Annotated in this window: 21 protein-coding genes; 6 read left to right on the top strand and 15 right to left on the bottom strand. The window is 63.8% G+C overall.

Annotation, left to right across the window (positions count from 1 at the left end; translation table 11 throughout):
• Window positions 1-12: 12 nt before the first annotated feature.
• From AC1DIQ_RS00590 to gcvA, 3 genes are all read right to left on the bottom strand, one after another.
• Window positions 13-729 (bottom strand): response regulator transcription factor, encoded by a 717-nt coding sequence (locus tag AC1DIQ_RS00590; protein WP_152153252.1) that lies wholly within the window; start codon window positions 727-729, stop codon window positions 13-15.
• A gap of 26 nt (window positions 730-755) precedes the next feature.
• Complete coding sequence (locus tag AC1DIQ_RS00585; RefSeq protein ID WP_152153251.1) at window positions 756-1,556, bottom strand: MipA/OmpV family protein; 801 nt, start codon at window positions 1,554-1,556, stop codon at window positions 756-758.
• A gap of 654 nt (window positions 1,557-2,210) precedes the next feature.
• On the bottom strand, window positions 2,211-3,155 hold the full coding sequence (gcvA, locus tag AC1DIQ_RS00580; RefSeq protein ID WP_350463496.1) for a transcriptional regulator GcvA: 945 nt from the start codon (window positions 3,153-3,155) through the stop codon (window positions 2,211-2,213).
• Between the two features lie 132 nt (window positions 3,156-3,287).
• Between gcvA and AC1DIQ_RS00575 the strand changes: the two genes are divergently transcribed.
• The 4 genes from AC1DIQ_RS00575 (at window position 3,288) to AC1DIQ_RS00560 (ending at window position 7,375) form a co-directional block, all read left to right on the top strand.
• Window positions 3,288-4,112 (top strand): MBL fold metallo-hydrolase, encoded by an 825-nt coding sequence (locus AC1DIQ_RS00575; protein WP_478049254.1) that lies wholly within the window; start codon window positions 3,288-3,290, stop codon window positions 4,110-4,112.
• Window positions 4,109-4,969 carry an MBL fold metallo-hydrolase gene (locus tag AC1DIQ_RS00570; protein WP_152153248.1) on the top strand — a complete coding sequence of 287 codons (861 nt, stop codon included), beginning with the start codon at window positions 4,109-4,111 and terminating at the stop codon, window positions 4,967-4,969. The genes AC1DIQ_RS00575 and AC1DIQ_RS00570 overlap by 4 nt, the downstream gene beginning before the upstream one ends.
• A gap of 58 nt (window positions 4,970-5,027) precedes the next feature.
• The gene (locus AC1DIQ_RS00565) at window positions 5,028-5,726 is read left to right on the top strand and encodes a hypothetical protein (protein WP_152153247.1); all 699 of its coding nucleotides are present in this window, start codon (window positions 5,028-5,030) and stop codon (window positions 5,724-5,726) included.
• A 350-nt stretch (window positions 5,727-6,076) separates the two neighbouring features.
• A complete protein-coding gene (locus AC1DIQ_RS00560) occupies window positions 6,077-7,375 on the top strand; it encodes an alpha/beta hydrolase (protein WP_457319643.1) in 1,299 nt (432 codons plus the stop codon).
• Window positions 7,376-8,263: 888 nt separating this feature from the next.
• On the opposite strand, the gene AC1DIQ_RS00555 is transcribed toward AC1DIQ_RS00560, so the two are convergent.
• The 12 genes from AC1DIQ_RS00555 to AC1DIQ_RS00500 form a co-directional block, all read right to left on the bottom strand.
• Window positions 8,264-9,382 (bottom strand): alpha/beta fold hydrolase, encoded by a 1,119-nt coding sequence (locus AC1DIQ_RS00555; protein ID WP_152153246.1) that lies wholly within the window; start codon window positions 9,380-9,382, stop codon window positions 8,264-8,266.
• A 196-nt stretch (window positions 9,383-9,578) separates the two neighbouring features.
• Window positions 9,579-10,625, bottom strand: coding sequence for a sialidase family protein (locus tag AC1DIQ_RS00550; protein ID WP_350463493.1), 1,047 nt, complete (start codon window positions 10,623-10,625; stop codon window positions 9,579-9,581).
• 5 nt (window positions 10,626-10,630) lie between these two features.
• Window positions 10,631-12,190, bottom strand: coding sequence for a sodium/sugar symporter (locus tag AC1DIQ_RS00545; protein ID WP_478049253.1), 1,560 nt, complete (start codon window positions 12,188-12,190; stop codon window positions 10,631-10,633).
• The gene (locus AC1DIQ_RS00540) at window positions 12,187-13,116 is read right to left on the bottom strand and encodes an SMP-30/gluconolactonase/LRE family protein (RefSeq protein ID WP_478049503.1); all 930 of its coding nucleotides are present in this window, start codon (window positions 13,114-13,116) and stop codon (window positions 12,187-12,189) included. The genes AC1DIQ_RS00545 and AC1DIQ_RS00540 overlap by 4 nt, the downstream gene beginning before the upstream one ends.
• Window positions 13,117-13,124: 8 nt before the next feature.
• Window positions 13,125-13,880, bottom strand: a complete 756-nt coding sequence (locus AC1DIQ_RS00535; RefSeq protein WP_478049252.1) for an SDR family NAD(P)-dependent oxidoreductase — start codon at window positions 13,878-13,880, stop codon at window positions 13,125-13,127.
• A gap of 14 nt (window positions 13,881-13,894) precedes the next feature.
• Entirely contained in the window at window positions 13,895-15,043 is a 1,149-nt protein-coding gene (gene dgoD, locus AC1DIQ_RS00530) for a galactonate dehydratase (protein WP_159496169.1), read from the bottom strand.
• The gene (locus AC1DIQ_RS00525; protein WP_350463489.1) at window positions 15,040-15,675 is read right to left on the bottom strand and encodes a 2-dehydro-3-deoxy-6-phosphogalactonate aldolase; all 636 of its coding nucleotides are present in this window, start codon (window positions 15,673-15,675) and stop codon (window positions 15,040-15,042) included. Before AC1DIQ_RS00525 ends, dgoD begins: the two co-directional genes overlap by 4 nt.
• Before the next feature lie 10 nt (window positions 15,676-15,685).
• On the bottom strand, window positions 15,686-16,402 hold the full coding sequence (locus tag AC1DIQ_RS00520) for a FadR/GntR family transcriptional regulator (protein WP_350463488.1): 717 nt from the start codon (window positions 16,400-16,402) through the stop codon (window positions 15,686-15,688).
• A gap of 102 nt (window positions 16,403-16,504) precedes the next feature.
• The gene (locus AC1DIQ_RS00515) at window positions 16,505-19,249 is read right to left on the bottom strand and encodes a TonB-dependent receptor (protein WP_478049251.1); all 2,745 of its coding nucleotides are present in this window, start codon (window positions 19,247-19,249) and stop codon (window positions 16,505-16,507) included.
• 73 nt (window positions 19,250-19,322) lie between these two features.
• Entirely contained in the window at window positions 19,323-20,471 is a 1,149-nt protein-coding gene (locus tag AC1DIQ_RS00510; RefSeq protein ID WP_478049250.1) for a cellulase family glycosylhydrolase, read from the bottom strand.
• Between the two features lie 110 nt (window positions 20,472-20,581).
• Entirely contained in the window at window positions 20,582-21,727 is a 1,146-nt protein-coding gene (locus AC1DIQ_RS00505; RefSeq protein ID WP_088434067.1) for an aldose epimerase family protein, read from the bottom strand.
• A 93-nt stretch (window positions 21,728-21,820) separates the two neighbouring features.
• Entirely contained in the window at window positions 21,821-22,750 is a 930-nt protein-coding gene (locus tag AC1DIQ_RS00500; protein WP_478049249.1) for a 2-dehydro-3-deoxygalactonokinase, read from the bottom strand.
• A gap of 104 nt (window positions 22,751-22,854) precedes the next feature.
• Here AC1DIQ_RS00500 and AC1DIQ_RS00495 point away from each other — a divergent pair, with 104 nt between their 5' ends.
• Window positions 22,855-23,865 carry a glycoside hydrolase family 43 protein gene (locus AC1DIQ_RS00495; protein WP_313159581.1) on the top strand — a complete coding sequence of 337 codons (1,011 nt, stop codon included), beginning with the start codon at window positions 22,855-22,857 and terminating at the stop codon, window positions 23,863-23,865.
• A 205-nt stretch (window positions 23,866-24,070) separates the two neighbouring features.
• Complete coding sequence (locus AC1DIQ_RS00490; protein WP_088434070.1) at window positions 24,071-24,523, top strand: ankyrin repeat domain-containing protein; 453 nt, start codon at window positions 24,071-24,073, stop codon at window positions 24,521-24,523.
• The last annotated feature ends 31 nt before the right edge of the window (window positions 24,524-24,554 follow it).

Raw genomic sequence — 24,554 nt, 5'->3', positions numbered from 1 at the left:
CGCGCGGTCAGGCTACGCGGCAGCATCGGAGGGGAGGAGAGAGAAGCCCAAATTGCGCACGTTGATGAGGGCAAGCGGGGCGTCAATCGCAGCAAGCTTTTTCCGTAGGCGGTGCAAAGCGACGTCCAAGGCATTGGGGGTGACAGCGTCTGAAACGCCCCAAGCGGCAGCCTCCAGTGCGGTGCGGCGGACCACTTGGCCGGCGGCCCTCACCATCAGGATGATGAGTTGCAGCTCTGCCGGTGCCAGACTGATCTGCTCTTGCTGGTGCCGCATGCAGCTGAGTTCGGGCAGGATCTGAAGACCGTGGTAGCTGAGATGAAGCTCGCGGAACTCTGCGGGCCGTCGCATCAGCGCTCGCACGCGCGCTGTGAGTTCTTCTATGGCAAAGGGCTTGGGCAGGTAGTCGTCGGCCCCCGCGTCCAGCCCGGCCACGCGGTCATGCAGCGCGTCCTTGGCGGTCAGCATCAGGCACGGGAGCTGATTGTCCGCCGCGCGCAACCTTCGGATCAGGGTCAAGCCGTCGCCATCGGGTAACCCGCGATCTACGATGGCCAGCGCGTAAGGAAGGCGCAGCAGCCCGTGCCAGGCGGCCTCCAAGGTGGCGAACGTGTCCACGGCGATGCCTGCAGCCCCCAGTCCACGCTCAACCAAGCTGGCCAAGCGTGGATGATCCTCAACCAAGGCAATTCGATTGGAAACGGCCGGGGCGGGCACGGAGGGGACCATGGGGGCTCAGGCTTTAGTATGAACGATCAGAAGCTCCGGGATATTCCAAAGCGCACCCCGGCGGACCCGTTCGAGTCGGGCTCCAGAAGGGGGCTGTCCGCCAGTTCGTTCGGCAGGAACTTGTAGTCCACGCCGCCGAGCACCCGCCATTTGCCCCCCAATGGGCGGGAGAAGCCCACGCTGACTTGGGGAACCAGCGCTGAGCCGGGCTGGTAGCTTGCCACGCCCCGACTGATTTCTTCGTCCAGGGTCCCGTAGTAGTAGTTGACCAGATCCTTGGACATCCATCGAACCCCGGCACCAGGCACGACCGTGGTGCGCCCCCATTGCAGGGCATAGCCGTAGTCCACAGCAAGCTCGTAACCCCCACTGGTGTCGGTTACGTCGGCCAAGGCGCTGACCTTCAGCTCCCCGGCCCGCCCTCGCCAGCTGGCGGCCACGCCGGCGTCGAGCCCGTCATCGCGGTCCTCCAAGGCAGTAGCGTCCAGGCCATTGCGGGCTAGGCCGGCGCGGGAAAGGTCCTTGATGTCAAACCCGTCGAAGCGTCCAGAAAGGACCGCATCCAAGGAGAAGGCCTCGCCTTGGATAAGGTGAACCCCTCCAGACAGCCCGCGCCAAAAGAGGCGCTGCCCGTCAAAGGTCACCAAGGGGAGGGGGCGAACGCGGGTGCCTTCGCCGGCATAGGGGCTATCGCGGACAGAAACGGCGACGCCTAGGGACCACCGATCGTCTTGAGCATCGGCGAGCAAGTCACTGCTGCTGGAAACGCCTTGGGCCAAGGCAACGGTGGGGAGAAGGAGCGGAAGGGCGAGTACGGACTTGAGCATGAAAGTAGCGTCGTGGGAGGACGCTACGAGCTTTGGTCATCCGAACTTACAGGGAACTTACCAACGCGGGGTCCGGGGCCTTCCGTTCAGCGAAGGCCATCCAAGCGCGCCAAGATCCAGCGACTGGCTGTGGTCACCCTATGAGGTGGCTACCTCGTCATTGCAAGCGGCAGCGACGGCGGTCTGGCGCAGATGGGCTTGCGTGCCGAAGTCGCCTCTCGGGGAAGCGGCCTCGATACGGACATCCCCCCGCCAGTCGGGCACTGCATGGCCGACAGCCGAGCGTTGCTGACGGCTTGGTGGCAACCGCAATGGGCGCACCGGAACAGTGCACCACCAGGCAATTGAACCAGGGAGCCCGTTCCTGAGGATGAGGTCGCCTTGCACTCGCCACACTCCATAGTCAGGGCGAGGATGCGCTCCACATCGCCCGACGAGGCATAGATCGCTTCAAAGGAGCGGATAACGAAGGATGCTGACGTGGGCATCGCTGCTCCTGAACAGGGGGGGGCTGAAACGCAGCATCTCCGCCGGAGCGTGATGGGGCTGTAGTGACGGACCACCTCCTCTCCGCAGCGGATGCCCCGGCTCCCTGGCTCTGGCGCCCCCGAGCCTGCTCACCGGCTTCGGACCGGCCCTTGATTCGTCGAGGGGTCAAGGCGCACCGGTCCGCTGCAAGGCGGGTGAGGAAAGAGTTCCGGTGGCTTCCGTCTGCAGCCAGTGACAGAAGGCGTCTGTTGCGCTTTTACGACGTGCGGCGAGCGGGCGGACCGCCCAGAACGCATACGCATTAGGCAGGCTGCCGTCGAAGGGCCTAACAAGCCGTCCTCGCCGCAGATCTTCTTCTACCAGGGGAGCCAATCCCAACGCAACGCCGTGCCCGTTGACCGCTGCCTCCTGGGCTAGATAGATACTGGGAAACAAGGGGCCGGCGTTAGCGGATACGCCCTGCAAGGCAGCCGCCTGCAGCCACGCCGCCCAATCGGGAACGCCCGGACGTCCTTCAGCGCTTTGATCATGGATGAACGCGACATCGGCGAGATCGGCGGGCGATGCAATCGGCTTGCCATCCTTCCGTGACGTGCCCGGGGCGCACACCGGAAACACCGGGGCGTCCATCAACTTCTCGACCTGCACGCCCGGGTATGTCCCCAGGCCGTATCGGATCGCGACATCAACTTGGTCCTGGCCAACGTCGACCAGCTGATCGGTCGTCAAAAGCCGAACGTGGATATCCGGGTGGGCGTCGTGGAACCGATGAAGCCGGGGCGCCAGCCACTTCGCGGCGAAAGACTCCATGGTGCTGACGCGCAGGTGGCCGGGTTCAGCCGGTGCGGCTCGGTCCAGTGCGAGATCGAGCATCCCGAAAATCTCAGTGAGCGACGCCGCAAGGGCGGCGCCCTGCGGGGTGAGCGTCACCGTACGATGGCCACGCTCGAAGAGCTCGGTGCCCAGGTAGGCCTCGAGGCGTTTGACCTGATGGCTCACCGCGGCCGGTGTGACAAAGAGCTGGGTGGCCGCCTTCTGGAAGCTCAAGGAACGTGCAGCGGCCTGAAACGCTCTCAACGCAGTGAGGGGAGGGGCGTGGCGCGGCTTCATCAGGGGGTTCCTGCCAGCACGGATGGCCGATCTTATCAGGTTAGTTTTACTAATCTGAAGGTCAAATTTTCTCGTTTGTCGGCGTCTGTCCGTCCGTCAATCATGGCGGCCTCCATTCAAAGGGTAGCCGACATGCATCTGAAACCGCTGGGTCCGGACGTGTTCTTGTGCGTCGGCGAGGACCACCAATCCGTTGCAACCGTGTTCCTCGATGGCAATGACGCGCTGCTGGTGGATGCACTCGGAAGTGCGGCCGACGCGGCTGCGTTGCGCGTGCTGATCTGCGACGAGCTGGGGAAAACGGTGCGCGTCATCGTCGCCACCCATTTCATGAGCGACCACATCGCGGGGCTCTCGACCTTCCCCGATGCCATGGTCATCGCGCACCGCAACTACCGCCACACCTTCCTGTCACAGAACCGCCGTGTCGACGCGTTTTACTGCGAGCCGCAGGTGGTGTTCGACAGCGCGATGCGTATCCGCTGGGGCCGCCACGAGCTTCGCCTGCTGCACAACCCCGGCAAGACGATGGATCACATCAGCGTGGATGTTCCCACCGCCGACCTGGTCTGTGTCGGCGACAACATCGTGGGCAACATCGTCTACCTCTCAAAGGCCGACCCGGTCCAGATTCGAACGGCCATTGGTCGGGTGAAGCAGTTCGGGCGCGGCACTGTCGTCGGTGGGCACATGGGCCCCTTTGACGCCGCCGTGCTAGACAACGCACTGCACTACCTGGACCGGATCCGCCAGAGCGTGGTGGCGATACGCGCGCAAGGCGAGGGTGAATCGCTGGCGTCCCGGTTGGCCACCCTTCGGATCGGGGACTGCCTGGCACCCGGCGTCGAGGCAAGCGCGTTCGAAACGGCGTGGCATCTGCGCAATCTGGAGGCCATCGAATCCCAGGGCATCTTTGAGCTGGACACCTACCTGGCCCGCTCGGCGGATGTCGCATGAGCGGCGACGTGCCAGATGGCGCACGCATGGGCCGTCGCGTCTTTCTTTCCGGCCTCGCCGCTGGCGCCACGGCCGCGCTGTTGCCGGTCTCCCACGCCGTCGCACGGCCAGCGTCGGACGACCTGCGGATTCAGCGCCTTGCCTGGGCGGGCATTCGCCTGCAGCTGCCAGGCTCAACCCTGCTGATCGACCCCCTGACCAATGCTGCGGAGTGGGGCAGGGCACTGCCGGACGTCCTGGTTCCCGTTGAGGGCGGGGTGGGCGACACAACGGTCTTGCTGACGCACGTCCACTCGGACCATTTCGACGCCGGGGCTGTGGCGCAGGCACTCCGGAACGGCGGGAGCCTGATCTACCCCGAGGGAACCCATCCGCTTCCCATCCCTGGAGGTGCCCGGGCACGGCCAGCACGCCTTTGGGAGCCGCAGTTGCTGGGTGACTTCACCGCCACGCCGGTGCCCGCCTCGGACGGATACGGCGACACCCAGGCCTCCTGGGTGGTGTCGGCGGCCGGCCGCCGGATATTCCATGGGGGAGACACGATGTGGCACGGCCACTGGTGGAAGATCGGTCGTCAGCTCGGACCCTTCGACGTGGCGTTCCTGCCGATCAATGGCGCCAAGTTCGGATGGCGCAAGCCTGTCAGCGGACAGCCGGGCGTCCTGACGCCCGAGCAGGCCATCGCCGCTGCAACCGTCCTGGGCGCGCGGCTTCTCGTCCCAATCCACTACGGCATATCGGGGGTTGATGAGTATCAGGAAGTAGACGATCCTCTGGGCGCTCTGGTCAGGGTGGCGCGGGGAACTGCCATCGACGTCCAGTCAGTGCAGCCGGGGGCGTGGGTGACGTGGAGGTGAGGTCTTGCTGAAGCGTCAAAGCGCTACGCCAGAAGCATTAACCGTCACGGGAACTTGTATGAAGAAACTTGCCTTCGCCGTTTTCCTTGCTTCCATGTTTGTCTCTCCTCTCTCAAATGCGACGGAGGATTCAGCCCCGTCCCGACCCTCTCTGGACGCGCTGCAGCGCATCATTGAGTCCCGCAGTCCGGAGACAAAGGTCGCTAAGCCCGACCATGATCGGATCACTGCACAGCGCATCGATATCGTCGATGAGAACGGGGTCATCCGCATGACCCTTTCAGGCCGGACGCCGGCGCCGATCATCGATGGGATCCAATACCGCCGGGCGTTCAACGTTGCCGGGCTGGTGCTTTACGACGACAAGGGCAGCGAGCGGGGCGGCTTCGGAACCGCCGACGTGGCCGGGGGGATGGCCGTTCTGGCCTTGGATCACCCGGCGATGGATGCCATCGGCTGGCGCGTCTCGCCGGACGGCGAGGTGGCGTTCTCGATCAACCAAGCACCGCCGCTGCTGCGTGAGCCTGCCCTCGACAACCGCTTGGTTCCCGGGGTTAAAACGTCCACGCGCATCCGAATGGTGGTGGGTGCAGACGGTGCCCCTGCGATCGCATTGAACGACAAAGCGGACAAGACACGCCTGCGGCTGACCGTAACCGAAGAGGGGTACGGCGCCATCGAGTTCCTCAATGCAAAAGGGGAGGTAATTCACACGCTGGCGCCAGAGGCGGAAACGGGACTGGCGAGGGTGCAATAGGCTCCGAAGCGCAGCCGGTGTCCAGAATGAACTTTGCCTGGTGGGCAAGCCATGCTGGTTGACACTGTGACGCCCGAGGCTGGCCTCCTGCATGGAATTCCGACGCATTGGAATGAGAGGCCAGCAGCGTTTGGCAGCCTGTCTGCCTAATCTCAACCCCAAATTGGAGATCAAGCCATGAGCACACGCTGGAGCTACCTGACTGTTCAAATCGAAACGAATCCGATAGGCGAACCGAAGGGCGCTCCGAGACGAAGTGAATCGGCAAGGGCGGCCGCGCTCGGAACTGAACGACGCGGTCCACCTGCCGTCGGCGCCGGCGGTGCGGATTCTCAAGAAGGAGGTGCGAGATGCGCGCGCTGACACGTTGGGGCATGGGCATGATGCTGCTTTTCACCGCCACGCTCGCCCAAGCTGCGCCGCCGGCACAGACCGCTGCCGCCCTGCTCGATCATCTTCAGGCCGGTGAGGCTACCGCGGCCGAGGCGATGTTCACTCCAGAGATGGCAAAGGCCGTGCCGGCGGCGCAGCTGCAGGCCCTGTGGCAATCGTTCGGCGCGCTGCAAGATCGCGGCGCGGCACAGGTCACTGCGCGCGGCGAGGTGAGCGTGGTGACACAGCGGCTGAGGTTTGCGGTGGGCGACATCGACACGCAAGTAGCGGTAGATGCCGGCGGCCGCGTTGCCGGCCTGAACTTCAAACCGGCGACCGCACAAGCGCCGCCAGCGCCCCCAGTGCCAGCTGATGCAAGTTTCCAAGAGCTGCCTTTCGACGTGGTGTCTGACAAGGGCGCCCTACCGGGCACGCTGGCCCTGCCCAAGGGCAAAGGGCCGTTCCGCGCGGTAGTGCTGGTGCACGGGTCCGGTCCACAGGACCGCGATGAAACGATTGGACCGAATCGTCCGTTCTTGGACGTAGCGCGCGGCTTGGCCGCCCACGGGATCGCGGTGCTGCGCTACGAAAAGCGTACCAAGGCACGGCCGCAGGAGTTCAGCGGCAACGACTACACGATGGACGATGAAACCACCAACGATGCCGTCGCCGCCGTCGCCGGCCTGGCCAAGGCCCCGGGCATCGACGCGCACCACGTCTATGTGATGGGGCACAGTCAGGGCGGCATGCTGGCGCCCCGCATTGCGCAGCGCTCGGGCAAGGTGGCGGGGCTGGTCCTGTGGTCAGCGCCGGCCCGCTCGCTGCTGACCGTGTTGCCGGAACAGAACCGCTACCTCTTGGGCCTGGATGGGAGCATCAGCGCCGACGACCAGGCCATCCTGGACAAACTGGACGGGCAGATCGCCGCCGCACGGGGCACGGCACCGGTTGCTGCCAAGGACCTGCCACTGGGCGTGCCGGCGAGTTACTGGCGCGCGTTCGAGAACATTGATCCGGTCGCCGACGCCAAGGCCTCAGCACTGCCCATTTTGCTGCTCCAAGGCGGCCGTGACTTCCAAGTCGTGGATACGGACTGGCAGCTGTGGCAACACGGCTTGGCTCGCCAGCGCCAAGTCAGCTTCAAACACTATCCGGCGGTGAACCACCTGGGCGTCGCCGGCCAAGGCCCGGGTTCGCTGCAGGAATACAACACGCCCGGCAACGTCCTTCCGCAGCTTGTGGACGACGTGGCACAGTGGATTGAGGCACAGCGATGAAGGTTTGGACGGCGATGGTCGCGGATTGGGCCGTAGCCCGCCCACCTGCATAGCGGCTGCTGTGGTTGGTGGGTCCCGATGCTGTGCGTAGCGGTGATGCTTGCCGCTGGCATGCAATCGACGCAGCGCCCGCCATGGCCTCAGCTTCGCCTTGCCATTCTTGGTGCTGGTGACGGCGGGGTGGATCTGGGCGGGGCTGCAGCTTGCCCGGCTTCCAGTCCGGGCAATATCTGAGCGACCGGAGCAAGGCGTGCTGCTTGGTCACCGATACCGGCCGCGCGCTTACATTCGGCTGCGAGATGGCAGCGCTCTGTCGCTTTCGCCCTCTCTTTGTCCCCTCCCTCTTCCTACCCACGTCTTGCGTCTCTCTTGCATCCGGTCAATGAATGAGTCAGCAAGTTAGGTGGTGCACGGATGATCTCGACGTAAACTGGCTTGCAGTTGACTCTGAGCGGTCCGTGGCAGGAGAGACACGGGTAAATTCGTTTCAGGCGGGGAGGCATCGGGAAGAGGCCGACCCATCACGGCAATAGAAGATCCAACAATTGATACAACCTCGTGTCGAGCTCAGCGCGATTCGATTTCTTGGCTACGGCGCCAGTGGGCACCCGCAGTTCAGGGTCAGGCTCTCGGAAAGCGGGCGGGGCGCCCTTCGCAGTTTTTCCATGAATCGCGCGGGCACGTGGATCCATTTGGATTTGGACGGCGCTCGTCTGACATCGGCCTTTATTGGTCCCGCGATGGATCTGCAGGAATTCACTGCTAGCGTCGATCGGCCTGAGCTGGCGGCCAAACTCCACGCAATCGCGCAAGGGCTGGTAGCCCTTCCATGGCTGGTTTTGTGGGCATAAAAGTGCGTGGAACTTACTCTTTGGCGGGCCCCCTCATTTAAGGTGCTGTATCGCCTGCGCGTTCTGCAATGGGGCGAACTTGTTGGACGAGGGTAAGCAGTGTCTTGCCCGGCTCTTCAATCATGACCTCGTGAGCAGACTGTTCAAACCAGATGATCTGCTTCTCGGGAGCGGCGAGCTTGTCGGCCCATTCGGCGGCCAGTTCCGAAGACACGTTGTGGTCATGACGGCCCAAGAACAGAAACACGGGTGTGTCGATGCGACGCACCGATGACATGTCCAGGGTTAAGACCTCCGACAGCAAGTGCTCCATCGAGAAGTCGTTGCCGTTCCAGATGGCCGCGACGTCGGCATCCGAATACTCCGGGGAGAGCTTTATCGCTGCAGCTTCCGCATCGCCGCCACGGCGGTTGTGAACCATGCCCCCGTAGTGGTTGAGCCACTTGCGCTGTTTGAAGAGGCTCTGCAAGGGAACCGGCGCGGCGCCTTGCGCATACGGGGCTAGCTCTTGGAGCTCGGCTACTGCTTTCGCGTTTCCGTCCTCCTTGGCTTGGTGAAGGGTCCACGCCCACCCGCGCCGCTCGCTCTCCGGGGCGTTGGATATCTGTCCGATGCCGATGTAGGCATGCAGCCAATTGGGATGGCGTTGCGCGACCTCCAGGCCGAGGTAGCTGCCCCAAGAGTGGCCCAGCAGGAAGATCTTCTCCTTTCCGAACTCCCGCCGCAGCCATGCAACCATCTCCTCCGCATCGGCGACCATCTGTTCGCGCGTCATGGAGGGTGCTATCACGGACGGTTCGTTAGCGGCGTAGGTCTTGCCAGCGCCGCGCTGGTCCCACTGGACGACCGTGAAATACTCTTCCCAGCCGCGTTGAAAATACCAACTGGTGGGCATCGATACCCAGCCCGGCCCGCCGTGGAGCATGAGAAGCACTGGATTGCGACGATCCGACCCACGGATCGATACCCACTGATCGATGCCGCCGATGCGGACCTTCTCCAGCCGCTCCACGCCGTCGTCCGCAACCACTCGGCGGATCTCCGCGACCACTTTTACGGCATCGCTACGGCTTTCAGGCCACGAGGCGGCGGACGAGTCGAAAATCGCAAGCCCGGCAGCTGTCAGAGTGAGGAGCCAGAGGATTCGATTGCTCATTGGAATGGAAGAGCATGAGGGAACAGGTGCGAGTATTGTGACGCAATGGCTGCCGCCATAGAAGCAGTAGCCGAACGGGGGTTTTTTCGCTGGGTCACCTTGGTCAGGTGGGTGAACTGAGTAGCATCTCCGCCGTTGGCCGGTTGAAGCCGACGACGCGCTGACCTATGTGGTCACTAGCCAGGGTTAGCGGTACTCAGTTGCGATCCGTTGACGTGTAAGTTCCAAATCGGACTTTTACGCTTCCGTCGACCACATTGACCACGCCAATTTCCTGCGGGCCGAATTCGATCACTGCCGGCCATGAGTGGCGGAAGCCGATCGGCCATGCGGGTGGCCTCACTGTCTTCCAATTGGCACCGCCATCCTCGCTTGCGCTCACTTCGTTGGAACAGGAGGTGACAAACATGGTGCCGCTTTGGGTGGTCATGACGTGTGGGCCACAGCGCTGGTCCGCCAGCGGAGTGCCCAGGCCTGCCGGCCAAGTGTGGCCATCGGCGGAAGTCTTGTAGGAAACCGGACACTGCGGGTCATCCCCGCAGGTCTCAAGCACCATCAGGTAACCGCCGTCCGGACGCCGCGCCATCACAGGCATGCCAGGCCGGAGCAGACCGCCACCGGGTTGGTTGGCGATCGTCACCGCCTTGCTCCAGGTGCGCCCCCCGTCGCGGGACAGTTGCTGCGATACCACCTGGTTATAGGAGGGCTGCTCGTCCGCCCGGGTTTCGTCAGCGTAGACCACCGACAAGGTGCCATCTTCCAGGTGCGTGAACACCGGCTCCCACACCCCCCGGTCCTTGCGACCGGCAGGGGATTCGTTGCGTGTGATGGTGCTGAGGAACCGCCAGCTGCGCCCCTGGTCGTCGCTGGCATACACGTTCAATCGGTAAGACACGCCATCGATGAGCGAGCGCATCGCCAGCAGAACGCGACCTTCGGGCAGGACCATCAGCTCGCCGTTGTCGAGCTTTCGCTTGGGCTCTTCCACCCGGGAGAGCGGCGCCCACGTGCGGGCTTTGTCGTCGCTGACAGAGAGCTGCAGCGTGGTGGTCTCGCCACCGGGATAGCGCGTCGTGACCGCCAGCCAGCGTCCGTCCGGCAGCCGTGCCAGGCGGCCCCAGCCCGCATTCTCCGCATCGACCGTGGCCGTATCGGTCCACGTCACCTCGGCCGCCAGCGAAGGGAGCGCCACGGCTGTCAGCACGGCCAGCATCAGGGTGCGCAGGGGAAGCATCAGTTGCATGTCCATCACCAGTAAGTTGCGTACAGGGCCACCAGGATCGCCAGTACCGCAAGCGAGGCGACGTTGAATGACGGGGAGGTGGCATAGCCCACGTCATCGGTACGGATGCGGTCGCGGTCGCCACTGGCGCGGGTAGCCAGCGCAACACCGACCCCAAGCAGCAGGGTCGCCAAGAACACCACGCCCATGCGGTCCAGGAATGGCAGCGACGGCCACAGCAGCTTGAACACCAGCGATAGCAAGAACGAACCCACGGCGGCTGCCAGCGCGCCGGCCTCATTGGCGCGCTTCCAGAACAGACCCAGCAGGAAGATCACCACGATGCCGGGCGTGAAGAAGCCGGTGAACTCCTGGATGTATTGGAAGCCCTGGTCGAACCCGCCCAGCAATGGGCGTGCGGTCATCACCGCGACGATGATGGCGATGGAGGCGGCAATGCGGCCCACCCGCACCAGCTTCGCCTGCGAGGCGTCCGGCGCGCGCTTGGCGTAGAAATCCAGGGTGAAAATGGTCGCCACCGAATTGATCTTCGAGGCCAGCGACGCGACGATTGCCGCCACCAGCGCCGCGAAGACCAGCCCGAGGATGCCGCTGGGCAACAGGGCCAGCATGGTGGGGTAGGCGGCGTCGGGTCGCTCCAGATTCGGCGCCAGCATCACCGCGGCAATGCCGGGCAGAACCACGATGGCCGGGATCAGCAGCTTGAGGAAGGCGGCGAACACCACCCCTTTCTGGGCCTCGCGCAGGTTCTTGGCCGCCAGTGCCCGCTGGATGATGTACTGGTTGAAGCCCCAATAGCTGAGATTGGCGATCCACATGCCGCCCAGCAACACCGACAGGCCCGGCAGGTCCTTGTAGAACGGGTTGTCCTCGCTCAGGATCATCTCGAACCGCTCCGGGTGCTGCTGCCAGAGCTGCATGAAACCGTCGCTGACGCTGCCATCACCGATTTTGCTTAGTGTGATCACGGTTACCAGTAGGCCCCCCAGCACCAGCAGGCACACCTGCACGATATCGGTCAGCGCCACGGCCTTCAGGCCGCCGTACAGCTGGTAAGCCAGCGCGAACGCGCCGAGCAGCACCAGTGCAACGTCCTGGTTGAGGCCAGCAACACCGGCAATGGCAATCGAACCCAACCACAGGATCGAGGTGAGGTTGACGAACACATACAGGCCCAGCCAGAACACCGCCATGAGGGTGCGGATGCGGTTGCCGTAGCGCTCTTGCAGGAACTGCGGCATGGTGGTTATGCCATTGCGCAGGAAAATCGGCAGGAACCATTTGCCGACGATCAGTAGGGTGATCGCGGCCATCCACTCATACGACGCGATGGCCAGGCCGATCGCATAGCCCGAACCGGACATGCCGATGATTTGTTCGGCCGAGATGTTGGCTGCGATCAGCGAGGCGCCGATGGCCCACCACGGCAGGCTGCGGCTGGCTAGGAAGTAGTCCTGCGCAGACTTCTGCTGGCCGGCTTTCTCGCGCGATACCCACTGTGCAAGGATGAAAATGCCCGCCAGGTAGGCCAGCACGATGCTGATATCAAGGGTGGAAAGGCTCATGGAATCTCCGCGGAAGTCCCACGCGGTGCGCGGGGCGGCAAGCTGCTGGGGTCGCCGGCGAACCGGGCTTCGGGAAGGCCGGCGATACCGGCGTTTTCGATGGAGAGCAGGTGCCCGGCAAGGGGGTCGACTGCACGCGCGGCGGCATCCAGCCCCTCGTGCGCACTGGTGATGAACAGCGTGCGGTGTCCAGGCCCGCCGAAGGCCGGGCGAGTCGGTTGGCTGACCGGCGTGGCAATCGAGCGATCCTCGGTACCGTCGGGCAGGTAACGCACCACGCGTGCATCGCCCCACCGGGCGTTCCAGAGGCCGCCTTCGGCATCGACGGTGCTGCCGTCGGGCTCGCCCGGTTCGGCCTGCAGGTCAACGAACAGCTGCGCCGGCCCGAGCGTCTTGCCGTAATCACATCGCAGGATCTGCTTCTGTAGCGAATCACAGAAGTACATCGTGTCGCCTGAGGGGCTGAAGGTAATACTGTTGGAAATGGCGGCCGGCGGCAGCGGCAGGGTTTCCAAAGTAAGGTCCGCATTGAGGCGGAGGAACGGCGCTACCGCCTGCTTTGGGCCTTCGGCGGGCTCATGCAGCATGCCGAACACGAATCTGCCTTGACGGTCGCAAGCGCCATCATTGGCACGCGTATCGGTGGGTGCCAACCCACGCAGGTCCTGCAGGTCGCGGAATTCGTTGCGTTCGGGGTGGAAGAACGCCAGCCGGGAGGCAAGGGCGAGCAGCAGCCAACCGTCCGCTTCGCACAGCGCCATCGCGGCCAGACGCTCCGGCATCGGCCAGCGGGTGATTGCCCCGTCCTGTGGACGGTAGCGCCACAACTTCGACTGCTGGATGTCGGTCCAGTACACCGCCTGCTCGCGGTCGCACCACAGCACGCCTTCGCCCAGGGTGTTTCCCGAGGGAACCGCCACGCTCATCGCGGCGGTCACACCCAGCCTCCGTCCACGATGAAGTCCTGGCCGGTGCACATGCGGCTGTCGTCGGCGGCCAGGAACAGTGCGGCACGGGCAAGATCGTCCGCACGCAGGTAGCCCGGCAGGCATTGCGAGCGCCGCAGCTGCGCTTCACCCTCCGCATCCAGCCACAGCCGCTGCTGTTTCTCGGTGATCACCCAGCCGGGGACCAGCGCGTTGATGCGGATACGGTCCTGGCCCAGCTCGCGGGCCAGCCCGTTCACCAGCCCGTGTACCGCGGATTTGGCCATGGCGTACAGCGGGTAACCACTGTTCTTGATCATCCAGCCGGTCGACCCCAGACAGATGATCGAGCCACCGCCCAGCGACCGCATGTCCGGCGCCACGGCCTGGATCGCGAAGTACTGGTGGCGCAGATTGACCGCCACGCTGCGCTCGAAATCGGCCACGTCGGTGTCGGCCAAGGCATGGCGTGCGTCGTTGGCCGCGTTGTTGATGAGCACTGAAAACGGCCCCACCAAGCCACGGGCCTCGGCGATCGTGGCTCGGAAGGCCTCGATATCCGTGATGTCGCAGCGCAGGTAATGCGGTACCGGCTCAACGTCACGCAGCTCATCGAGCAGTGCTTGGGCGCCGCTTTCATCGATGTCCAGGAACGCCACCTTTGCGCCCTGCCGGGCGAAATGCTCCACGAAAGCGGCACCAATGCCGGTAGCGCCGCCGGTGATCAATACCGCGCGGCCCTTTAAACTGGGGTAATGGGTCATGGTCTTCACCGCGCTCACCACTCGGCCACGCTGCCATCGGCATGGCGCCAGATCGGGTTGCGCCAGCGGTGGCCTTCAGCGGCTCGCTCGTCGACGTAAACCTGGTTGATCTCGATGCCCAGGCCGGGGCCATTGGGAATCTTGACGAACCCCTCGTTGTAATCGAAGGGCGAGCGGTCAACCAGGTAATCGAGCAGGTCGTTGCTGGCGTTGTAGTGGATGCCCAGGCTCTGCTCCTGGATAAAGGCGTTGTAGCAGACCGCATCCAGCTGAAGATTGGCGGCCAGAGCAATCGGGCCGAGGGGACAGTGCAGGGCGATGGCAACGTCATACGCTTCTGCCATAGCTGCGATCTTGCGGGTTTCGGTAATGCCGCCCGAATGCGAGGGGTCAGGCTGCAGGATGTCCACCCCGCCCGCCTGCAGCACCCGCTTGAAATCGTACCTGGAGTACAGGCGCTCCCCCAGTGCGATCGGGGCGGGGGAGAGGGCCGCCAGTTCCGGAATCGCCTCCAAGTGTTCGGACAACACCGGTTCTTCGATGAACATCAGACCAAACGGCGACAGCTCACGCATGAGCACCTTCGCCATCGGCTTGTGCACGCGGCCGTGGAAGTCCACGGCCAGGCCGATATCGGGGCCGACCGCATCGCGCACGGCCTGTACGTTTTCCAGCACCCGCGTGACCTTGTCATGGGTGTCGACGATCTGCATTTCTTCGGTGCCATTCATCTTCACCGCAGTGAAACCGCGTGCCACCGCTTCGCTGGCCGCACGTGCGGTATCGGCAGGGCGGTCACCGCCGATCCACGAATACACGCGGATGCGGTCGCGCACGGGGCCGCCCAGCAGGGCGTGCACGGGAACGCCTAGCGCCTTGCCATGGATGTCCCACAGCGCTTGGTCGATGCCGGCCAGCGCGCTCATCAGGATCGGGCCGCCACGGTAGAATCCGCCGCGATAGAGCACGTTCCAGTGGTCTTCGATGTGCCGGGGATCCTTGCCGATCAGGTAATCGGAAAGCTCTTCCACCGCAGCGGCCACGGTATGCGCGCGGCCCTCTACGATTGGCTCGCCCCAGCCGATGATGCCGGCATCGGTTTCGATCCGGACAAACAGCCAGCGCGGGGGCACCAGGTAGGTGGTGATGGCAGTGATCTTCATGCATGGGGGTCCGTGTTGGTGCTGCTCCAAGCGTCGATGAACGCGCGCGCGCGGCGCGCCACTTCTGCTGGCGGGGTCTTGGGGGCGTACAGGGCCGAGCCGATGCCGAACCCGGCCGCGCCCGCTTGGCGGTAGGCCGCCATGCGTTCGGGGGTGATGCCGCCCACGGGCAGCAGCGCGGTGCCGGCGGGCAGTACGCTGGACCAGGCTTTCAGCACAGGCGGCGGCAACTGCTCGGCAGGGAACAGCTTCAATGCATCAGCACCGGCACGCAATGCAGCGAACGCCTCGGTGGGCGTGGCCACGCCGGGGGTGCAGCGCATGCCCTTGGCGTGCGCGGCAGCGATGACCTCAACGTCGGCATGCGGCATCACGATGATGCGGCCGCCTGCATTGGCCACGTCATCCACTTGGGCGGTGGTGAGCACGGTGCCCGCCCCGACCAGGCAGCGGTCACCGAGCTGCCTGGCCAGCAATTCGATGCTCTCCAGTGGCTGTGGAGAGTTCAGCGGCACTTCCAGGATATGAAACCCGGCATCGGCAAGTGCGGCACCGATCGCGGGGGCCTCCTGCGGGGTGAGCCCGCGCAGGATGGCAACCAATGGGAGGGGTTGCATCCAGGCGGTGCTCATGGGAAATCCTTCAGCGAGGGGGTTTGCGTGGGGCGCGAATTCCCTTCAGGTTGGCGCGGGAATCGGCAATCATGTCCAACATGGCCGCGCGCGCTGCGTCCGGCTGCTTCAGCCGGATCGCGTCGTACACGTCGAAGTGGCGCGGCAGCGAGTACTTGAAGTCCTTGGCAGTCTGCGCCGAGAGCAGGAAGAACGTGCCCAGCGCGGCGTCGATCACCGAGAACAACGAGCTCAGCAGCTCGTTGTTGGTGGCCTCCAGCACACTCTCGTGGAAGGAGAGATCCGCCTTGGCCCACGCGTCCTGGTCCGGCGCGTCGGCCATCGCCTGGTAGGCCGCCTTGATCTTGGCCAGTTGCGCAGGCGAACGCCGCTGCGCTGCCGAGGCGGCCGCCGCAGGTTCGATCACTTCGCGCATTTCCACCAGTTTGTCCACGAAGTCCTGGGTTGGCATCAGCGCGCAGCGCCACGCCAGGATGTCGCTGTCCAGCTGCTTCCAGAATCGGGGCTCGCGCACCCGTGAACCGGTCTTCTGCTTCGTTTCGATAAGCCCCTTGGAGCCGAGCACCTTCAACCCTTCGCGAAGGGCCGAGCGGCTCACCGACAAGGTTTGTGCCAAGAGCTCTTCCTTGGGCAGGTACTCGCCCGGCTTGATCGTGCCACTGACGATGCGCTGCCCGATCTCCTGAGTAACCTGATCGTGAAGGTTGCGTAGCTCGATCCGTTTCACAGAGGCCCCTTTGGCTTGGTGCTCCGCAGACTGCGGTCGCTCCTATTATCCGACAAAAGGGATGCGGCAGGTTGGCTTGCATTGACATGGGGGAGGGCGTCATCACAGTTTGAACCGGAAGCCCATGGCCACAGTCTTATCCTGGTAGCGGATGTCGCGCGGTCGCGTATCGCCACTGCCCCAGAACTGGTGCAGATTGTTACCCAGCAGATTGGTCGCCGAGAACACCACGGTGGCGCGAGGGGTCACGTCGTAGCTGATCGAGAAGTCCAGCGAGCTGGCCGGCTCGACCTGGTCTTCGGTTCCGGCCACGGTCGGCTGGGTGAAGAAGTCGATGTAGCGGCTGCGATAGCCGTAGGCCAAGCGAGCCGACAGACCGAAGTTCTCGTAGAACAGCACGGCGTTGTAGTTGTTCTTGGATACGTTCTGAAGCGGGCGGGAAATCACCGGGCCACCGATGAACTCCGGCGATTTGGTGTCGCCCTCGATGTAGGTGTAGTTCAGCTGCGCACCCAGGCCGCTCCATGCACCGGGCAGGAAGTCGAAGGTCTGCTGATACGCCAGTTCCACGCCCTGCAGATGGCCGCTGCCGGCGCTCTGGGGCGAGGAGAGCTCATAGTCCTCACCGGCGATGACCACATTGGTGATGTAGTTCTGGATGTAGCCATCGATATCGCGATAGAACACGCCCGCACTGGCATAACCCACCGGCGAGAAGTACCACTCCAGCGACATGTCGTAGTTGGTCGACTTGATCGGGCTCAGGTCCGGGTTGCCGCTGCTGGCCACACCCGCACGATTGACAGTGCCAGGGTTCAGCGAGATCGACGGGTTCAGCGCACCGAAGTCCGGGTAACTCAGCGTCTTCGCGGCCAGCACGCGCAACTGCCAGGCATCATTGAAGTGCAAATTCAAGCTGGCATTGGGCAGCGTATTGGTGTCCTGCGTATTCCGCGTGATAGCGCTGTAGACGCCGGTGCTGGCATCGAACGAGAAGGCATTGAGGTCGCGCTTGATCTTCTCTGCGCGCACGCCCACCAAGCCATCGACACGCAGGCCGAATACATCAAAATCGTACTTGGCTTGCACGTAGCCAGCCGACTTGCGTTCTTGGATGTCGAAGAAGCGACCGGGGTTTTCGGCAGCCAGGCCATCCGGCAGGCCGTAATAAGCACGCAGTTCATCCGCGTTGTTGATCAGGTAGTCGTAGCAGGGCGTGAGGAAGGACTGGCTCAGTGCCGAGTTGCCACGCTTGCTGCAGAAGAAGCTGTTCGCCGGGAACAGCCCCACCACCTGGTTGGCAGGGTTCGGGTTCGCGGTGATGTTGCCGGTGCCTGCGCCACCCGGCGGCGGCGTGCTGATTTCCACGCTGCCCTTGGCGCTGGCGTTGCGGTCTGCGTAGCGGAGGCCGAATTGCAGGAATGCGATCGGGCCGTCCAGGAAATCGAACTTGCCATCTCCTCGCCAGCTGTTCTCTTCACCGCGGGATTCGCCCCAAGTCTGGAAGAGACCATTCATATAGAACCGTGACGGATCCATGGCCGGGTCGCCCGCCAGGTGCCAATTCTGATGATTGCCCGCCGTGCCATCCCACACCGTTGTGATCGGACCGCTCAAGAACGTATCGATGATGAAGTTCTCATCGCGGTAATAGCCGGACGTGCGCGCGACCTCGGTGGAGAGGTGCAGCTGGTCGCCATTCCACTTGAAGCCGAGCGCGTTCTGAATGTCCTGGCCGCGCTGCTTGTGAGCCTGGGTACTGCTGGCCGCGTAGGTATCACCGGTCCAGGAACCATTAGTGGCATCGCAGATGGTCTGACCCGAGAGCGGGCCCGCCAGCTGGTTGGGATAGCAGTTGCCACCTACCTGCAGCCCGGTGGGCGGCACCACCCCGACCGGGAAGCTGAAAAGGAATGCCTGGTCATAGTCGTCGCGCACGTAGTCGTACAGACCTTCAACGTAGACCTCGGTGTTCTCGCTCGGTTTCCACTGCAAGGCATAGTTGAAAGCGCTGCGCTTCCGGTCGCCATGGTTGTAGTTGGTGCCCCAGCCATTGGGCGCAGCGATCAGGTTGCCGTCATCGGTCCGCATCGGCGAGCCGTCCGGATTCTCCAGCACCTTCGGGAAGTCGCCCCAGACTGCGTCGTAGGCGTAACGCTTGCCGATGTAGCCAAAGTTGACCATCGCACCGATCTCACCGGCGTCGGTGTCCCAGCGATTACTCAGCAGAAGGCTGGCCGAAGGATCGATGTCGCCGGCGTACTTACTGTGGGTGCCGGTGACAGTGCCAGCAATTTCAGCGCCATCGAAGTCGAGTGGCCGGCGCAGCTGGATATCCACCAGGCCGGCGATGCCGCCGAGCGGCAAACTGGCCTCGCTGCTCTTGTAGACGTTCAGACTCTTGATGGCGGTGGCCGGCAGGTTCTGGAACGCGTACCCACGACCGGAACTGCTGAAAATCTCGCGGCCGTTTAACGTGCTGATCACGTTGGGAAGTCCGCGGATCACAACGCCGGTGGTTTCGCCTTGGCTGCCTTGGGCGATCTGCACCCCAGTTACGCGTTGTAGCGCATCGGCCACACTGTTGTCGGGCAGCTTGCCGATGTCCTCGGCGACGATCGAGTCGACCACCATCGCCGCCTCCTGTTTGATCGTCTGGGCGGTCTGCAGGCTCTGGCGCAGCGCGGTAACCGTGACGGTATCCAAGTCAACGGCGGTGGGCTGCGCAGCCGGGTCAGGCGTGGCCACATTTACCGCACCCGTAGTCTGCGCCTGTACCAGGGCAGGCAGGGCAAGGGCTGACAGGATGGCCAGGGAGAGCAGGGTGCGGGAGGAATGGCGAGTCATGGCGGTATCTCCGGATTCCGGAAAGCGAGCGCGGCGGGTGGCCCGCCATCGGTCGATGGCGGGCCGTCAGGTGTCAGAAGGCAGGAACGGACTTGCGCGGCGTTTTTGCCAGGGTGCGGAACAGCTCCGCCTCTCGAGCGCGATACGGCGTGCCATCGGCGTTGAGCAGGTCGTGGAACCACACGGTGGGTGCCTCCATCGTGTACGGGCGCTGCCAGCTGTCCCAAGGGAAGCGGGTCTGGATCGCGCCGTCAACGAAGCCCCAGTTGATCATCCCGATGTTCTCGCGGCGGGCGATCGGCAGGATCGTGTCCACATTGGAGCCGGCGCCGCGGGCAAGCCACTCGGTGCAGATGAGCGGGCGGCCATACTTGCGCAGTTGCTCGATGCGGGACACAAATGCTTCAGGCTGCTCGTAGTTGTGGAAGGTGATCACGTCCGAGCGCTCCAGCTGCGTGCGCTGGATCGAGGTGAGCGAGGCGGCGCCCGGTGACCAGTCATCACCGATCCACACGCCGCTGCTGAGCGGCTGCACTGGCTTTTTGGCACGCGCCCAATCGAAGATCTGCGGCAGCAGCTCGGCGATGCGTTCCTGCTCGCCCTTCAACTGCTTGTCCATGTAGTTGCCGCCACCCGGGTTGTCCGGCTCGTTCCACAGGTCCCAGGCGAGCACGCGCTTGTCGTTGGCGAACGCGCCGACAACACCCTCCACATAATCACGGAAGTGCGCGTCATTGGCCGGGTCCACCAGCATGTGGCGGCTTGGGCTCTGCACCCAGCCGGAGTTGTGCACGCCGGGAATCGGGCGACGTTGCGGTCCCAGCACCGGATCCGGGTCCCAGCAGCTGTCGAACAGGACCAGCATCGGGCGGATGCCGTGCTTGTCGGCGATGCTCAGGAAGGTATCGACCCGCTTGAGGAACCCCTGCGGGTCCTGCTGCCAGAGCAGATCGTGGAGGTACACGCGCATGGTGTTCATGCCGAACTGCTCGTGTGCCCAGCGAAGCTCGCGGTCGATGGCCTCCGGGTCGAAGGTGTCGGCCTGGAACATCTCAAGCTGGTTGATGGCGTTGGAGGTGGTGTAGTTCGCCCCCACCAGCCATTCCTGCTTCGCATACCAGCTTTCAGCCTGCGCCGGCGTCCAGCGTACGGCTTCGGTCGCATGCGCCATCGGCGCAACGGCGAGCAAGGTCGCCAGCAGGAGGGAAGGCCACTTTCGCATGAGATGCATCTCCTTGGATCATGAGCTGCCCGTCCTGGCCGAAACCGGGAGGCGGGCGCTACGTGGTGGTGGTGCCGGCGCAGAGACCGGAAGGTGCGCAGGGCGCGGGATCAGCGGCGTTGCTTGGCAGCGCGGTCCGTAGTGAAGTCGTAGACGATCCGGTTCAGATAGGTCTCACCCGGTGCCAGACGCGCCGATCCGAACGCCGGTTGATTCGGGGTATCGGGGAACAACTGCGGTTCCAGCGCGATCGCATCGCCCTGGCGATACACGCGGCCACTCTTGCCCACCGTGCTGCCATCCAGGAAGTTGCCCGAATAGAACTGCAGCCCTGGCTGGGTGGAGAGCAGCGTCATCACGCGACCCGAGCGCGGGTCGTGGACGCGGGCGACTTCGCGCAGTTCACGCACCGGTGCCGTGCTGATGACCCAGTTGTGGTCGTAGCCTTGGCCGTGCAGCAACTGCGGTTCGTCGCCCCGGCGCAGGTCGCGGCCGATCGCCTTAGGCGTGCGGAAATCGAACGCGGTCCCTGCTACTGGTTGCAGCATCCCAGTGGGAATCAAGGTCGCATCCACCGGCGTATAGGCGCTGGCCGGAATGGTCAGCTCGTGCTCCATCGCCGAGCCCGATCCCTCACCGGAGAGATTCCAGTAGGAATGGTTGCTGAGGTTGACGATGGTGGGCGCGTCGGTGGTGGCGCTGTAGTCGATCTCCAGCCGGCCATTGCCCTTCAAGGCGTAGGTCGCGGTGACCGTGAGCGTGCCGGGGAAGCCCATGTCGCCATCCGGACTGACGTGCCGCAAGGTAGCGTGGTCCGGGGTGACGTCGACGACCTGCCAGACCACCTTGTCGAATCCCCGGGTTCCACCGTGCAGGCTGTTGGGACCGTTGTTGACGGGCACCTGGTAGCTCTTCCCATCGAGGGTGAAGCGGCCCTTGGCAATGCGGTTGGCGAACCGGCCGACGATGGTGCCGAAGTACTGCGGCTTGTCGAGCGTGGCTTGCAGGTCTTTGTCGCCCAGCAGCACGTCGGCGAACACACCCTCGCGGTCTGGCACTTCCAGCGAATGCAGTGCGGCGCCCAAGGTCAGGACCCGCGCCTGCATGCCGCTGCCATCGCGCAGCAAGATGGATTCCACTTGGGTTCCATCCGGCAACTTGCCCACCACCGTCCGCTCCTGGCCCTCAGCGACGCCCACTGCGGAAAGTGCCAGTACGCCGATCAATCCCGCCGTTTTCCCCTTGCCAGCACGCATTGCTCAAGACCCCTCTCGATGTCGTGGAGCGTACAAAAACATATAATCAGACAATACGCACGTTGCGACGCAACAAGCGTTCAATGTGGACGGTCAGTGCGCCGCGGCAGCCATCGCATGGATGGCCGAAAATCCGCGCACCACGGCGTCCGGCGACGCGGTCGGCCACGCTGCGATGCCGAGTTCGGCCAATGCCGCCTGGTAAAGCCGGTTGACCGGACCGGAACCGACCAAGGGCACTGAGGCATTTTTCAAGGAAGGAAACAGCGCCAACGCGTCGGCGATCTCCGCGCCGACCAGCAGGCCGCGCAGGTAGGAACTTGTCTGGTCGCGAGGCAGTGCACCCCGGATCATCCTCGCGCGAACGCCGAAGAGCAGGGCGCCCAACCCGAGGGGGCCGTTTGCCGCCGCGCGCACACCTTCGGCAAAGGCCGCCCCGGGTGTGCCGGGCCCCTCAAGCACGGATGCCAGCAGGCCGGCGCTGGCCAAACGGTCGAACAGCTCACCCGACATTGAGGTCATGAAACTGTCCACACGCCCATCAATGAGCTGTATCCACTTCGTGTGCGTACCAGGCAGGGCGACGATGGCACCCAGGTCGATGTTTCCGCCACTGAGCAAGCCCAGCAACTCGGTCTCCTCACCGCGCAGGACGTCGGGCGCACCGTCGACCGGGCGCACGCATGCCATGCCAGGCACGATGCTCACATCCAGCGTACCGATGCGGGTGGGTACCAGGCTCAGCGCGACCGCCTCCACGCCCGCAGGACAATCCACATAGCCCGCATCGATCCAACCAACGTTGGAGCCGATCATGCCGGCGGCATAGGCATGGCCGGCGTCGGGCCACCGTGCCCGGATCGCATCAGCGGCGGCGGCCATGCCTTCGCGCTGCAGCAGTGCCACTCCGGCGGGCGTTTCGTATGCGTCCAGCCGTCGTCCATCGATCCCGATCAGGTAGGCCCGCAGATTGGAGCTGCCCCAGTTGATGCCAATGATGCTGTCCGTGTGACGCTGGTGCATAGCGGATCCTCAAGGTGGACGGAGTGTTGCCTATTGTCCGATTATATGATTTGGTTGTGCGGCGCTGGCAAGCCTGTCAGTGCGACATTCCACGGGAGGGGAAGATGTTCAATGGCACGCTTCGTACGCTGGTGGTCATGGCGCTCCTGCAGGCATCGGGCGGCGTATCCGCCATAACGCCGGCAACGGACAATCCACTTCTACTGTCCGGGCCAGACCCGTGGATCACCCGCGAGGGCCAGATCTTCTACTACATGGGCACCCACGGTGACCGGCTGGCCATCCGCGTCACCACCGATCTCGCCAAGCTGGATGCTGCACAGGAAATCACGGTGTGGCGGCCACCGGCGACCGGTCCCAATGCCACCTCGATCTGGGCCCCGGAACTGCACCGCATCGAGGGCAAGTGGTACATCTACTACACGGCTGCCGCCAGCGGCATTGCCGAAGGGCAGGAAGACTCACACCGCGGCGTGTTCGTGCTCGAAAACAGCAGCGCCGACCCCACCACCGGCGAATGGCGCGACCGCGGTCGTTTGGCCACCGCTCATCCTGGGATCGATGGCACGACTTTCAGCACGGGAGGAAAGCGCTATTTCGTTTACTCCCCGTATATCGGGCCGGACAGTGTGCTGGCCATCGTGGCCATGTCCAACCCATGGACACTGACGGGAGCGGAAACCATCATCGCGCGCCCCGACCAGACCTGGGAGCGGCGGGGCGGCAGGCAGATCCTAGAAGGGCCCGAATTCCTCCAGGGCCCGAACGGGGACCTGTTTCTGACCTACTCAGGCAGCGCCTGCTGGTCCGATGATTACGCCATTGGCCTGCTGCACGCCAAAGCAGGCGCAGATCCCTTGGATGCAAAGGCGTGGTCCAAGGAAAAGCGCCCGATCTTGGCGAAGAACCCGGCCGGCAATGTATATGCGCCGGGGCATAACGGGTTCTTCCAGATGAGTGACGGAACGCCATGGATCGTGTATCACGCCAATCCGGGCCCTGAAATGGGCTGTACATCCGAACGTTCGCCGCGCGTGCAGCCCGTGCATTGGGATGAGGAGGGCAGGCCTGCACTGGACCTGCCTGTAGGGAAGAGCGCCAAAGTGCTCAAATAGCTACGGTGGGCGGATGTTCGAACTGACAAGAGCGCCCCAGGCATGGGGCTCAATACTCGGTTTATATCGGCAAACGCTTTGATGCTTGGATGCGGGCATTGCGCGCCGCGACCTGGCCTTTTCTTTCGTGACTGGGAAGCCGGTGGGTATAGGATGGTTGGGCGCGGGCCCGAGCACGCCAGCCCGGACTGAAAAGGAGATACCCATGGAACTGCTGCCGAAGGCGATAGCTGACGGGCGGGGCAAACTCTATGTGACCCTCCCTGAGTTTCGAGAAGCTTTTAGACAAATGTGCCAAGCGGTCGAGCAGCTCCCTAAGGCCGTCATTGAACGCGGCAGGGCTTTGGCCTACCCGCAGTTGCATCACGCTTGTGTTCAGGGCGACATCGAGCTGGTCGAAGCGTTGCTAAGTCGAGGTGTAGGGCCTAACAGCTATCCTTTCACGGAAGACGAAGGCGATGAGCCGCCTCTGGTTTGGCTGGTGATGGCAGAAGAGATGAAAATTGACGCGAAGATATCTGTTGCGTCCGTCCTGATTCGATATGGCGCGGATGTGGAGGAAGGGGATGCCCTCTCGTTGGCGCAGCAATTGGGAGACTGGCCCTTCGCAAATTACCTAGAGGAGGCGGGGCGAGGCCAGCCACAAACGGCTGGATAGGGGCTAGGCGAGTACGGACAGGGGCAGGTGC

This window comes from Stenotrophomonas sp. 05L413, assembly GCF_056397945.1.
Note: the sequence above shows the minus strand (reverse complement) of the source record. Positions and strands in the feature narration are given on the sequence as shown.

Bases quoted from the DNA above. Each gene is read 5' to 3' on its own strand.
- AC1DIQ_RS00590 (WP_152153252.1), bottom strand. From the start codon at position 729: ATGGTCCCCTCCGTGCCCGCCCCGGCCGTTTCCAATCGAATTGCCTTG.
- AC1DIQ_RS00585 (WP_152153251.1), bottom strand. From the start codon at position 1,556: ATGCTCAAGTCCGTACTCGCCCTTCCGCTCCTTCTCCCCACCGTTGCC.
- gcvA (WP_350463496.1), bottom strand. From the start codon at position 3,155: ATGAAGCCGCGCCACGCCCCTCCCCTCACTGCGTTGAGAGCGTTTCAG.
- AC1DIQ_RS00575 (WP_478049254.1), top strand. From the start codon at position 3,288: ATGCATCTGAAACCGCTGGGTCCGGACGTGTTCTTGTGCGTCGGCGAG.
- AC1DIQ_RS00570 (WP_152153248.1), top strand. From the start codon at position 4,109: ATGAGCGGCGACGTGCCAGATGGCGCACGCATGGGCCGTCGCGTCTTT.
- AC1DIQ_RS00565 (WP_152153247.1), top strand. From the start codon at position 5,028: ATGAAGAAACTTGCCTTCGCCGTTTTCCTTGCTTCCATGTTTGTCTCT.
- AC1DIQ_RS00560 (WP_457319643.1), top strand. From the start codon at position 6,077: ATGCGCGCGCTGACACGTTGGGGCATGGGCATGATGCTGCTTTTCACC.
- AC1DIQ_RS00555 (WP_152153246.1), bottom strand. From the start codon at position 9,382: ATGAGCAATCGAATCCTCTGGCTCCTCACTCTGACAGCTGCCGGGCTT.
- AC1DIQ_RS00550 (WP_350463493.1), bottom strand. From the start codon at position 10,625: ATGCAACTGATGCTTCCCCTGCGCACCCTGATGCTGGCCGTGCTGACA.
- AC1DIQ_RS00545 (WP_478049253.1), bottom strand. From the start codon at position 12,190: ATGAGCCTTTCCACCCTTGATATCAGCATCGTGCTGGCCTACCTGGCG.
- AC1DIQ_RS00540 (WP_478049503.1), bottom strand. From the start codon at position 13,116: ATGAGCGTGGCGGTTCCCTCGGGAAACACCCTGGGCGAAGGCGTGCTG.
- AC1DIQ_RS00535 (WP_478049252.1), bottom strand. From the start codon at position 13,880: ATGACCCATTACCCCAGTTTAAAGGGCCGCGCGGTATTGATCACCGGC.
- dgoD (WP_159496169.1), bottom strand. From the start codon at position 15,043: ATGAAGATCACTGCCATCACCACCTACCTGGTGCCCCCGCGCTGGCTG.
- AC1DIQ_RS00525 (WP_350463489.1), bottom strand. From the start codon at position 15,675: ATGAGCACCGCCTGGATGCAACCCCTCCCATTGGTTGCCATCCTGCGC.
- AC1DIQ_RS00515 (WP_478049251.1), bottom strand. From the start codon at position 19,249: ATGACTCGCCATTCCTCCCGCACCCTGCTCTCCCTGGCCATCCTGTCA.
- AC1DIQ_RS00510 (WP_478049250.1), bottom strand. From the start codon at position 20,471: ATGCGAAAGTGGCCTTCCCTCCTGCTGGCGACCTTGCTCGCCGTTGCG.
- AC1DIQ_RS00505 (WP_088434067.1), bottom strand. From the start codon at position 21,727: ATGCGTGCTGGCAAGGGGAAAACGGCGGGATTGATCGGCGTACTGGCA.
- AC1DIQ_RS00500 (WP_478049249.1), bottom strand. From the start codon at position 22,750: ATGCACCAGCGTCACACGGACAGCATCATTGGCATCAACTGGGGCAGC.
- AC1DIQ_RS00495 (WP_313159581.1), top strand. From the start codon at position 22,855: ATGTTCAATGGCACGCTTCGTACGCTGGTGGTCATGGCGCTCCTGCAG.
- AC1DIQ_RS00490 (WP_088434070.1), top strand. From the start codon at position 24,071: ATGGAACTGCTGCCGAAGGCGATAGCTGACGGGCGGGGCAAACTCTAT.